The organism is Acidimicrobiia bacterium, from assembly GCA_040289475.1.
Lineage (GTDB): Bacteria > Actinomycetota > Acidimicrobiia > ATN3 > PSLF01 > PSLF01.
Map to the genome: position 1 here is coordinate 17,727 of PSLF01000018.1, position 10,916 is coordinate 28,642.

Below are 10,916 nucleotides of genomic sequence, written 5' to 3' on the forward strand. Positions count from 1 at the left end.
AGTAGTGCTTTACGACTCTGTAATCGACCTGATCGGCGGTACTCCGTTGGTCAGGCTATCCAGATTGAGCCCGAAGCCGGGCGTTCACCTTTACGCAAAGCTTGAAGGACAAAACCCCACAGGAAGCGTAAAAGATAGAATTGCCCTCGCGATGATCCAGGCCGCAGAGGCAGAGGGCAAGCTTCAACCTGGAGACCATCTTCTAGAGCCAACCTCGGGCAACACAGGTATTTCTTTGGCGATGCTCGCACGGCTACGGGGGTATCGGTTTACGGCGGTGATGCCAGAGAATGTCAGTCCAGAGCGTTCGCAACTGTTGCGAATATTCGGGGCGGAGATTGTTCTTTCTCCAGCGGACGAAGGATCCAACGGATCCATCAAACTCGCCGAAAAGCTAGCCGGTAGCCGCGATTACATTATGCTTTTTCAATACGCCAATCCTGACAATCCCGGCGCCCATTACTCGACTACGGGACCCGAGATTTTAGAGGACTGTCCGGAAATCGACTACTTCGTGGCAGGATTGGGAACCGGTGGCACTTTGGTGGGTGTGGGAAGATTTCTTAAGGAGAAAAAGCCTGACGTCAAAGTAGTTGCGGTCGAGCCTCCAGCGGGCGAATTAGTTCAAGGGCTTAGGAGTTTGGAGGAAGGCTATATTCCACCCGTTTTCGACCCAGAAGTCCTCGACCGAAAGTTTTTGATCAAGGCCCGGGAATCCGTGTTTTATACACGCAGGCTCACCGAGACAGAAGGAATATTCGCAGGGCTATCCTCCGGCGCCGCACTCGCTGGTGCACTTCGTCTGGCCGAAGAAATAAACGAGGGCAACATTGTGGTGCTCTTGCCTGAGGGTGGTTGGAAGTATCTGTCGACGGGGGCGTGGACCGATCCCATTGACGAGGTCTCTGAGCGCGCCTCCAAGATGGTGTACTTCTAGAGCCGCGACCAGAAAGAGAGCAGCGTGGCAGATCCTAGACCCATTGGGATATTTGACTCAGGGGTCGGGGGGCTTACCGTTGCCAGAGCCATTGTCGATCTCATGCCCAACGAGAGCGTGATTTACGTGGGAGACTCGGCGAGGGGTCCCTACGGGGATCTCGACTTGGATGTCGTGAGGTCCTATGCTCTCGAGATAGTGGAGTATCTGGCTTCTCGTGACGTAAAAATCGTGGTCATTGCGTGTAACACAGCGTCTTCGGCTGCGTTGGATCGTGCGAGGGAGCGCTTCCATGGGCTACCGGTCATGGGAGTAGTTGAACCAGGGATACACTCCGCTCTGCAGGCTAGCTCGACAGGCAAGATCGGATTGATCGGGACTCGCGGAACCATAGCTTCCGGCGCCTACGACGAGGCTCTGAGGGCCACGGGAAAGCGGGCGGAACTCTTCAGTCAGGCCTGTCCCGGTCTTGTTGAGTTCGTAGAGGCAGGAAAAACTGACGGGCGAGAAGTCGAGGAATTGTCCCGCTCTTACCTGGAACCGCTCCTCGACAAAGGGATAGACACGTTGCTTCTGGGATGCACTCACTACCCTCTTTTGGCTAGGGTGCTCAAACGCATAGTCGGGGACGAAGTCACGCTGGTAGACTCGGCAGATTCGACTGCCTTTGCGGTATACCAATTGCTGGCTTCTACGGGGATGTTACGCAGGGAATCGACACCGAGTGAGCGACACTTCGTATGTAGCGGTGATCCCGAGGTGTTTCTCCAAGCAGGAGTCAAGTTCTTCGGCCCGGAGGTCGACAGCGTTGAAAAAGTAGTCTGGCACAGTGAGCCCCGCGCAGCCGGGGGAGGCAGCCTATGAAGTTTACGGTTATTGGTTGTTCGGGGACATACCCGACGCATGAGTCACCATGCTCGGCCTATCTTTTCTCCGCCGAGGGATACAATTTGCTCGTTGACTTGGGGCCAGGGACATTCGTTGCGTTGCAGAGATATATTGACCTCGGAGACCTTGATGCGCTTCTGCTTACGCACTTTCACCCGGACCACTGCATAGACATCTATCCCCTCTACTATGCGCTTCGATTCAGCGACTCATTCGAACGGAAGATTTCTGTATATGCACCAGGAGGTGCCGAGAGCAGTCTTTTCGGGTTTTTGTCCGGAGACTCGAAAGAGGAGTTTGCGCGCATTTTTGCCATGGAGCGAGTCTCAGGTGGTAACAAACTGCAACTCGGTCCCTTTGATGTAGAACTATCCGCCACTAATCATCCAATAGAGACGCTCGCAGTGGCAGTGTCCAATGGTAGAGCAACGGTTACCTACTCGGCGGATACTGGTCCCGGCGGCGGCTTTCCAGAGCTAGCTGCTAAGGCCGATGTCGTCGTGTGTGAAGCGACCTACGAGCGGGAGGGACAGGGTCCCCCAATCCATCTCGCCTCCAGGCAAGCTGCCCAGATTGTCAAAGAGAGTGGGGCCGCTCGACTGGTACTTACACATCGCTTCCCCACCTGTGACAGAGACCGCTGGTTTGAAGAGGCTGCCTCAACTTACGGTGGCGTCATAGATGCAGCGTTTCCCGGCTTGGAGCTTGATTTGTAGGGTGATGAGTAGACGACTGTTGGATTTCTGCCTAACATGCGCAAACTGCAGTGATTAAGAGATAGAGAGGCGGGTTGTGACCACTGTCCATTCTGAAACCGAACAAGGACTCATAAGGGCGGATTCGAGGATTCCCGAGGCAGCGCGGAAGCCTCGGTTTACTCGCGGGATCAACCTCTATGCTGAGGGATCGGTGTTGGTCGAGATGGGCAACACCAAGGTCTTATGTACGGCAACTGTCGAAGACCGGGTGCCCGCCTGGCTGAGGGGGTCTGGCTCTGGGTGGGTGACAGCCGAGTATCAGATGCTCCCCAGAGCCACCAAAGAGAGGACCCCTCGGGAGGCCGAACAGGGAAGAATCCAAGGGCGAACATCTGAAATCAAGCGGCTAATCGGGAGGGCGCTCCGCTCTGTGGTGCGAAGAGACTTGATGAGTGAACGCCAGGTGATCATTGACTGCGATGTACTACAAGCAGATGGAGGTACTCGAACCGCCTCGGTCTCCGGGGCAATGGTCGCTCTATATGACGCTCTCGCTTACATGGTACGAGAGAAGATGTGCGAACAGATCCCGCTTCTCGACCTGTGTGCCGCAGTGAGCGTCGGAATCGTAGAGGGGGTCCCGTACCTTGACCTCACCTACGAAGAGGATTCCCGAGCCGAAGTAGACCTAAACGTCGTCATGACTGGTTCTGGAAAGATTGTTGAAGTTCAGGGAACAGCCGAGGGCCTTCCTTTCTCCAAAAGAGAACTCGACGAGCTTTTGGGCCTAGCAGAGTGGGGAATTTCCTCGATCATTGAGGCTCAGAGAGCTGCGCTCGGAATTCCAGTGCCAGAGGGTGGAGGCGTCGAAGTTTCTCTTCCAGGGCGGATCTTTGCTTATAAAAGCAGTTTGCCTCAGCCCCCACCCATGCCTTCTCCGGTCGGGGGTAGGGGATTTCTAGGATCCGCTCCGGAAGCGTAGGTAGAAATCAGAATCCAAAAGAGCCAGCCTTTATGAAGGCGGTTATCGCTACCCGAAACCCGGACAAACTGAAAGAGATAATAGGGATCCTATCTGAGGTCCTGTCGGATACTCCGATCGAGTTGGTTGGAGAGGACGAACTGGGACCATGGGATCCCCCGGAAGAGGCGGGTTCCACTGTCGAAGAGAACGCACTGATTAAGGCCACCCGAGTCTCTCAGCAATTTGGAATTCCGGCCATCGCGGACGACACAGCATTAGAGGTGGATGCTCTGGGCGGTGAACCAGGGGTTTACAGTGCCAGGTATGCCGGGGTCGGCTGTACGTATAAAGACAATCGCACCAAAGTCTTAGAAGAACTGAAGCGTAGAGGGAAATCGTGCGATAGGAGAGCGCGTTTTAGAACGGTCGCTGTTGCGGTCGGATTTCCAGGCGGGACGGTGATATCCGAAGGCGTCGTGGAAGGCTGGATCTCCGAGTGCGAGCGGGGTAGTGGCGGATTCGGCTACGACCCAATATTTGTTCCCGAAGGGTTTGACAAGACGTTCGCCGAGATGTCTCAGGACGAAAAAAATAATATAAGCCACCGTGGTAAAGCCTTTAGAAGACTTGCCACCGAGCTACGCTTGAGACTTGATATCCGGGACTTTTGACTCTTGCCTCCGGGCTTCTGTCTCGATAGCTGAGGAGTTTGTGTCGCATTCTCGGATTAAGTGGAAGGTTGCTACGACGAAGAGCGTGAGTTCGGGAGCGCTACTCTCCCGGTGCTTGTGCGAGAGGGGGGACTCGAACCCCCACGCCCGAAGGCACTGGCTCCTAAGGCCAGCGCGTCTGCCAATTCCGCCACTCTCGCGGGAAGTGTTTCATAGGTCTTGCACCGATATTGTCAAGCCGAGCGCGTTCTAACCAGCGATTAGTTAAGCGTCGAGCGTTGTTTGGCCATAAATTTTACGACAGCGAATGTGGGTGATACCCGCCGAGATGGTGGAGAAATGCGCCCTTTGGGTGGTAAATGGGTTATCCGCTCAAGACAACGAGACCCAACTCTCAATATCTTCGAGTTGCTCGCTGGTACGGAGATATCCCTCAAGAGGCTCTGGAGATCCGTATACCGGTAGATGACACCGAAAGAAGAGAGGCTCTTCTTGCTAAAGGAGCGCCTAGAGGGTATCGCCAGCCAGCTAGGCGAGGCGGTAACTGTGAAACGGGTTTCCCAAAGTGCGGACCTTCCCGGGGATCATCCGCACACTCGGGGTCTTTCTAGGATTGCGCTCGAGGCGGTGTCGAACGCTATACGCCACGGCAAGGCATCCCGAGTGGACATCGAGTTCCGGATCGAGGAGGATGTTATGACTTTGATGAGCGAGGATAACGGCCTGGGATTCGATGTTGCGGTGGTCTCCCAGGGATGTATGCACCGATTACATGGTGCGCGAGGATCGGTAGCGTAAGCTTCATGTCGAAAACTTCTACTTCGGTGGCCTCGAATCCCGCTTGCTCTATGAGCTCTTTGGTCGGCCGGTTGAGGTGGCAACCGCCTGCAAAGCGGCTCCAAAGGGGATTTAGTCGGTGCTGCCAGGCGGCTATGCGCCGGTTAGGCGATTCTATGTGCTCAAAGACCAACAGTCTGCCATGAGGCTTGAGCACCCTTGCCGCCTCAGAGAGCGCTGTGGGGGCGTCTTGCACCGAGCAAAGCGTAAGAGTCGAGACCACGCAGTCAAATGATTCATCTTTGAAGGGGAGATATTCGCCGGCAGCTCTCGTGATCGAGACAGCGGGCTTCGGGGTGGTTTTAGCGATTTTCGATCGGAGCCTCGTGAGCATAGCCGAATCCGGTTCTATCAGATCTATATGGGTAACTTGTGGCGGATAGTGTTTGAGGTTTTCGCCGGTTCCTGCTCCTAGCTCGAGAACTCTCCCGTAGGAGCCTGCGAGGAGGCGACGTCTGAGCTTGCCGATGGATCCCTGTTCGGCCACAGCGGCCAAGAACGAGTAGAAAGCGGCGAAGATGCGATGTGGTTTGCGTTTGCGGTCTGGCATCGAGCAACAGGACAGACGATACTTCATATCTGGCTTTGGCACCAAACGAGGGCACGGACAGCATACGGAATTTATCTATCTTCCATGACTCTGGAGAACTCGGTGGGCCGCCAGGGACTCGAACCCCGAACCTACGGATTAAGAGTCCGTTGCTCTGCCAGTTGAGCTAGCGGCCCGAGCACCACCGGGCACGCGAGTCTACAACGCACAAGGACTTCTTTGGATGCCAAAACCTCCATGCATGTCCCGTGCACGTAGCAAATCCTCGATCCAATCCGCTCCTAGATACTTAGCTTTTCTATTCGAGGGCTTTTCGGTTTCGCAAAAATCCGTCATGATTATGCAATCGGCTTTGACGGTTTCCCTAGACCGCAGCGCACGGCGAGTAGGCAACAGTAGCTAGACGATAACCGAAGGACGTATGGCTCATATAAAGGTAGGGGTATCGCTTTATCCGCAACACTGCAGTGTTGAGGAGTTACGAGGCGCTTGGACTGAAGCCGAGCAGATAGGTGCAGACAGCTGCTGGATTTGGGATCACTTCTTTCCGCTTACAGGAGATCCCAGAGGACGACACTTCGAATGTTGGTCGCTTCTGGCCTGTATGGCAGCCGACACGAACCGTGTGAGCCTCGGCCCACTGGTAAGTTGTGTTTCCTACCGCAATCCGGATCTTCTGGCCGACATAGCAAGAACGGTGGACCACATCAGCAAGGGACGCCTCGCTCTCGGCCTCGGAGCGGGATGGTTCAAGAAAGACTACGACGAGTACGGATACGAGTTTGGAACTGCCGCCGAGCGAATCGATTTCTTAGAGTCTGCCTGTCAGCGAATCCGCAGTCGGCTGGAAAAACTGAATCCCACGCCGCTCGGTAGGGTGCCCATTTTGATAGGTGGGAGCGGAGAGAAGAAAACTCTGCGGATTGTGGCACGGTACGCAGATGCCTGGAATACTTTCGGTCCTGTCGACAACTTCAAGCGAAAAGTCGAGGTGCTGGAGCGGTGGTGCGACAGGGAAGGCCGCGATCTAGCTGAGATAGAAAAAACGGTTTTGATCCAAGGATTTGGGTCTCAAGAGTCTTGGGACCGGGAACTAAAAAGCATGGACAGCTACGTCGAAGCCGGGGTGGATCATTTCATATTGGGTATAGGTCATCCCTTCGACCTCGGTCCGCTCCGCGACTTTGTGGATGCTGCTAGAGGGTTCAACTCGAGCGGTAAATAAACCCGCTCAAGGCCGAGGCCCATGAGGTGAATTGCGTGCATTCATAGCTGGGGTGACCGACGGGACTCGAACCCGCGACCTTCAGGGCCACAACCTGACGCTCTAACCGTCTGAGCTACGGCCACCACGTCTTTACAAGCTTTATCAGTTTTTCAGCGTTTTGCGTCTGAGGCTTTGTCCCTCCTCTGGGCACCCCCGAACTGCAGCCGGCGTGACCTTTCTCTCACACGGCCGGCCGCGATGGTTCTCCAGACGAGCTGCACCACTAGATCTCGATGGCCCGAGACCTAGCGATACTCCCTTCTTCGATAGAGGAGGGCTGCGCCCAAAGGTGAATACTGCCAAAGCAGAGTCGAAGTCCAGGCCACTTTTCGGGGACAAGAGCAGTATAGTCTCCGCCTTTCGTCTCGATACTCCTAAGGACTCAATCCATACTCATCGCAGCTGGGTTAGCGATTTCTAACTCGCTAGGTACCCCCAGTCTTTTGAATCCGAAGCGCCGAGATACCCCCGTTCTCGCATTGACGTCCAGCGGTCCCCACCAATTACGAGGTGATCGAGGAAAGCTATGTCCAAAAACTCAGCGCAGGTGCGAAGTCTGTCGGTGACTGCTATGTCGTGTCGACTCGGATCGAGGCTTCCGGAGGGGTGATTGTGAGCGAGTATGAAAGCGCAAGCACGTTCGCGCAGAAGGCCGCTGAATAAAATCTTGGGGTCGATAATCGAACGGTCGAGACCTCCAGAAAAGACCACTCTCGCTGAGATGGGTCCGTGTGCAGCATCCAACGACAAGACAGCGACCCGCTCTTGCGGACTGTCTGCCAGCAGCGCGACAAAATGAGGCGCTGCGTCGTCGGGCGATCGCACTACTGGCTCGACACAGCGTGCCCGTGCTCTGCGCAAAATTTCCCACGAAGCGAGCAGTCGTCTTGCTTCGGATTCACATACGCCTGCAGCGATGAGCTCAGTGGAGTCCGCGCCTGCCAGACTGCGCATGCACGGGAAGCTGGCGGCAAGTGTGGTTCCATAGCCGGGAAGAGCCATTGAGTAGAGGGAGGCGTCGTCGGCCGATCTGATCTCGGAGTCTATGTCTTGCTCGAGGAGAACCTCACTACACTGACTCGGGCTCTTTCCCATTCGAAATCCCCCCTCTTCAAATGGACCAATCTAGCGCCAAAGTATCTCCAAAGCGTTTGGAGACTAAATATGCTGCGGCTTTTTAAGAACCTCTGTGAAGATAAGAGAACACAGCAAGCTTCGGCATTATCGACGATACAGCCGGGGTACGACATTTCGATGGGAAGCGCGGGGAGCAAAAGAGTCGAGCGACGATACTTTCAGTCGCTGCCGCCGGGACGGACGGACCAAGACATCACTCACTATTGCGGTCACCTCCGGCCAGATGTCGACCTATCTGACTAGCTAAGAAGTCCGCAGGAATCTACCCAACTTCCGCTTCACTGAGCCCCGATGGATACATAGCGCCCGAAGGAATGGCCACGGAGAAGTGAGGGGCGAAGCGTTTGACCTTACGGCCATCACCTTGCTGTTGGACCGCTGGAATGGTCAGATCCGAGCCCATGGATCTTGCTAACAAGCTGCGCGCCCGGAGGGATTCGAACCCCCGACCAAGAGATTAGAAGTCTCCTGCTCTGTCCCCTGAGCTACGGGCGCAGCCAGAAATCTACACGGCCCGGCGTCAGAGCACGATGGGAAAGGTCGCTTTAGTCACACGCCGTGTCGTATCATCTTTGCCTAGCACGCTTAAGCTCCACTGTCGAGGCGGACCCGTGCACAAAGCGCGGCTAAAGGGCCGCCCAAAATCGTAGCGTGTACAAAGACGCCCAATGGCTTTCAAAATCTAGATCCTGGGTACTGGGCAAAGAAACTCTTTGCAAAGCTCCGCCAAGGCCCTAGTTCGAAGAGCGGGGGACCGGTAGGCTATGCCAATTCGGGAAAAAAGATCCCTATTTCTCGTGCAGCGGACCCCGGCGAGTCCGACCCGTGGATTAGATTTTCCGTGATCTCCAGCCCAAAGTCGCCCCTTATGGTGCCGGGGGCCGCAGCGGCCGGATCCGTAGACCCCATGAGGGTGCGAACCACCGATATAGCCTCACGCCCTTCGACTACCATCACTACAGACATTCCCGAAGTTATAAAAGACACCAAGTCCTCGTAGAATGGCTTCCCTTTGTGTTCCTCGTAGTGACGCTCGGCAAGCTCTTTGGTGATCTCCATTGAGCGGATACCGACGATTTTCAGCTGCTTTCGCTCTATACGGGAGACGATCTCTCCGATTAACTGACGCCTAACGGCGTCCGGCTTGACAATTACAAGTGTTCTCTCCACGTCTCGACCTCACTGTGTTCTCGCTTCAGCCTCACCGTTTCAGTGCCGCCACAATGTAGCATCTCGCCCGAGGACTAGGGTACCTAGCGAGAGGTTAGAGGCAGCCTAGGCACTCTTTTTTGAGAACTAAAGCTATGCCTTCATACAAGGCGAATAGATGCCTTCACAGAGGGTTCCCACCTAGATTTCGGGAACCCCAACGAGATAGGTGCGCGCCTCTCCGATCAAGTAGAGCGAGCCCGTAACTAAGACGAGGTCGTCATCGGAGGCCGCTCTCTTGGCTGCATCCAAAGCCGCGACCACGTCGGGGTTTGCTGAGACGGAGTCGATTCCTACTTTTCGCGCCGCAGATGCAAGGTTCTCGGCTGGAGCAGACCTCGCGAGTGCCGTTTGGGTGGTGAACACCGATGCTCCCACGCCACCGAGCGCCGCCAGCATTGGCAAGTAGTCCTTGTCGGCGAAGACTCCAAAGACCACGTGAAGCCGGTCGTAGGCGAAGCTCTCCCGGACTGCATCAATGCAGGCGGCCATGCCAGCCGGGTTGTGCGCTCCATCGAGGACCACGAGGGGATGACGGGAGACCACTTCCATCCGGCCGGGAGAGGTTGTCTGTGACAAAGCGGCTTCTACGATCGCCCGGTCGATCGAGGACTCGCACAGCGCCTCACATGCCGCGATTGCGACCGCAGCGTTGTGAGCTTGGAAGCTCCCGAACAGTGGCAAAAAGAGATCCTCGTAGGTGTCGTAGATACCCTTGACAGAGATGAGCTGTCCCCCCACGGCCGGCTTTCTCTCCAACAATCGAAAGTCATCTCCGTTCTTTATAACTTGGTCTGCGCCTGAGTCGGTTGCTACCGACTCGAAGATCTCGACTATGTCTGGCTGGGTTTCCCCGACGATTAGGAGGGAGCCCTCTTTTATGATTCCTGCTTTTTCTGCAGCGATTAGCGGGGGAGTACTGCCGAGGTACTCCACGTGGTCCACGGAGACGTTCGTCACAACGGCCACATCGGCGTCCGCGACGTTAGTGGCGTCCCACTTGCCTCCCATTCCGACCTCGACGACTTGCACACTCACCGGTGCGTCGGCGAAGGCGGCAAAGGCCATGAGAGTTACCATCTCGAAATAGGACGGCTTCTCTCCGCTTAGGCGTTCGAGCTCGGCTGCAGCCACGTATGCATCGGCAAACGCCGAAGCAAATCTCTGCTTGTCGAGGGGCTCAAGGTCTATCTCTATTCGTTCGTTTACAACTTGGAGATGCGGGGAGGTGTACGTTCCGGTGCGAAGTCCGGCTGCTTGGAGAATCGAAGAAACCATCCGTGCGGTGCTCGTCTTTCCATTGGTGCCAGTGATATGTATTACAGGAGCGCAGCGGTGTGGATCTCCTATCGCGCTGACCAAGGCCTCCATTCGCGACAAACCGGGTTTTATCCCTAGATTGGTGAGGGTCTCTAGGTATTGGAGGGCCTCTGTATAGGTGGCATCCCGGTAGGTCGCTGGCATCTCAGCCCAGCCTTTCACTATCTATGCTGTCCGAGATCAGCTAAGGCCTCTTCGAGGCTGGCTCTTTCTTGAAAGAATGCTTCGAGCTTCGCCCGCTCCTTCTCAACTACTTCAACAGGAGCCTTGGATACGAACTGGGAGTCCTCGAGCTTTCTGGATGCTCTTTCGATCTCCGCCTCTACTTTCGCTAGCTGTGCTCGAATGCGTTTGGACTCCTCGTCTATATCGAACACTCCGGCTGTCTCTATCCAGATCTGCGCTAGCTGAGCTGCAAGCCTTAACGAACCTTCGCTT

Annotated in this window: 12 protein-coding genes and 4 tRNA genes; 7 read left to right on the forward strand and 9 right to left on the reverse strand. The window is 55.5% G+C overall.

Features of this window, described 5'->3' with window-relative positions:
• The first annotated feature begins 4 nt into the window (after positions 1-4).
• From cysM to rdgB, 5 genes are all read left to right on the forward strand, one after another.
• The gene (gene cysM, locus C4318_08495; GenBank protein ID MER3455174.1) at positions 5-937 is read left to right on the forward strand and encodes a cysteine synthase B; all 933 of its coding nucleotides are present in this window, start codon (positions 5-7) and stop codon (positions 935-937) included.
• Between the two features lie 24 nt (positions 938-961).
• Positions 962-1,801 carry a glutamate racemase gene (locus tag C4318_08500; protein ID MER3455175.1) on the forward strand — a complete coding sequence of 280 codons (840 nt, stop codon included), beginning with the start codon at positions 962-964 and terminating at the stop codon, positions 1,799-1,801.
• The gene (locus C4318_08505) at positions 1,798-2,541 is read left to right on the forward strand and encodes an MBL fold metallo-hydrolase (GenBank protein ID MER3455176.1); all 744 of its coding nucleotides are present in this window, start codon (positions 1,798-1,800) and stop codon (positions 2,539-2,541) included. The genes C4318_08500 and C4318_08505 overlap by 4 nt, the downstream gene beginning before the upstream one ends.
• 112 nt (positions 2,542-2,653) lie before the next feature.
• Positions 2,654-3,505 (forward strand): ribonuclease PH, encoded by an 852-nt coding sequence (locus C4318_08510; protein ID MER3455177.1) that lies wholly within the window; start codon positions 2,654-2,656, stop codon positions 3,503-3,505.
• Between the two features lie 32 nt (positions 3,506-3,537).
• Positions 3,538-4,158: a non-canonical purine NTP pyrophosphatase, RdgB/HAM1 family gene (rdgB, locus tag C4318_08515; protein MER3455178.1), complete on the forward strand. Its 621-nt coding sequence runs from the start codon at positions 3,538-3,540 to the stop codon at positions 4,156-4,158.
• A gap of 115 nt (positions 4,159-4,273) precedes the next feature.
• On the opposite strand, the gene C4318_08520 is transcribed toward rdgB, so the two are convergent.
• Positions 4,274-4,358 (reverse strand) — tRNA-Leu (locus tag C4318_08520).
• 159 nt (positions 4,359-4,517) lie between these two features.
• Here C4318_08520 and C4318_08525 point away from each other — a divergent pair.
• The gene (locus tag C4318_08525) at positions 4,518-4,769 is read left to right on the forward strand and encodes a hypothetical protein (protein MER3455179.1); all 252 of its coding nucleotides are present in this window, start codon (positions 4,518-4,520) and stop codon (positions 4,767-4,769) included.
• Between the two features lie 83 nt (positions 4,770-4,852).
• Here the strand turns inward: C4318_08525 and C4318_08530 are convergent, their stop codons facing one another.
• Entirely contained in the window at positions 4,853-5,572 is a 720-nt protein-coding gene (locus tag C4318_08530; protein ID MER3455180.1) for an SAM-dependent methyltransferase, read from the reverse strand.
• Positions 5,573-5,645: 73 nt separating this feature from the next.
• Positions 5,646-5,721, reverse strand: a tRNA-Lys gene (locus tag C4318_08535).
• Between the two features lie 245 nt (positions 5,722-5,966).
• Here C4318_08535 and C4318_08540 point away from each other — a divergent pair.
• Positions 5,967-6,770: an LLM class F420-dependent oxidoreductase gene (locus C4318_08540; protein MER3455181.1), complete on the forward strand. Its 804-nt coding sequence runs from the start codon at positions 5,967-5,969 to the stop codon at positions 6,768-6,770.
• 48 nt (positions 6,771-6,818) lie between these two features.
• Here C4318_08540 and C4318_08545 read toward each other — a convergent pair.
• From C4318_08545 to C4318_08570, 6 genes are all read right to left on the reverse strand, one after another.
• Positions 6,819-6,895: transfer RNA gene (locus C4318_08545), tRNA-His, on the reverse strand.
• A gap of 334 nt (positions 6,896-7,229) precedes the next feature.
• Positions 7,230-7,907: a hypothetical protein gene (locus tag C4318_08550; protein ID MER3455182.1), complete on the reverse strand. Its 678-nt coding sequence runs from the start codon at positions 7,905-7,907 to the stop codon at positions 7,230-7,232.
• Positions 7,908-8,371: 464 nt separating this feature from the next.
• Positions 8,372-8,444, reverse strand: a tRNA-Arg gene (locus C4318_08555).
• A gap of 267 nt (positions 8,445-8,711) precedes the next feature.
• Entirely contained in the window at positions 8,712-9,119 is a 408-nt protein-coding gene (locus C4318_08560; GenBank protein ID MER3455183.1) for a nucleoside-diphosphate kinase, read from the reverse strand.
• 180 nt (positions 9,120-9,299) lie between these two features.
• Positions 9,300-10,640, reverse strand: a complete 1,341-nt coding sequence (locus C4318_08565) for a dihydrofolate synthase (GenBank protein MER3455184.1) — start codon at positions 10,638-10,640, stop codon at positions 9,300-9,302.
• The coding region (locus C4318_08570; GenBank protein ID MER3455185.1) for a hypothetical protein at positions 10,640-10,916 on the reverse strand (277 nt) is incomplete at its 5' end. The genes C4318_08570 and C4318_08565, both read right to left, overlap by 1 nt.

Coding starts and splice junctions, on each gene's coding strand:
- C4318_08540 (MER3455181.1), top strand. CDS start 5,967: ATGGCTCATATAAAGGTAGGGGTATCGCTTTATCCGCAACACTGCAGT.
- rdgB (MER3455178.1), top strand. CDS start 3,538: ATGAAGGCGGTTATCGCTACCCGAAACCCGGACAAACTGAAAGAGATA.
- C4318_08525 (MER3455179.1), top strand. CDS start 4,518: ATGGGTTATCCGCTCAAGACAACGAGACCCAACTCTCAATATCTTCGA.
- C4318_08505 (MER3455176.1), top strand. CDS start 1,798: ATGAAGTTTACGGTTATTGGTTGTTCGGGGACATACCCGACGCATGAG.
- C4318_08530 (MER3455180.1), bottom strand. CDS start 5,572: ATGAAGTATCGTCTGTCCTGTTGCTCGATGCCAGACCGCAAACGCAAA.
- C4318_08550 (MER3455182.1), bottom strand. CDS start 7,907: ATGGGAAAGAGCCCGAGTCAGTGTAGTGAGGTTCTCCTCGAGCAAGAC.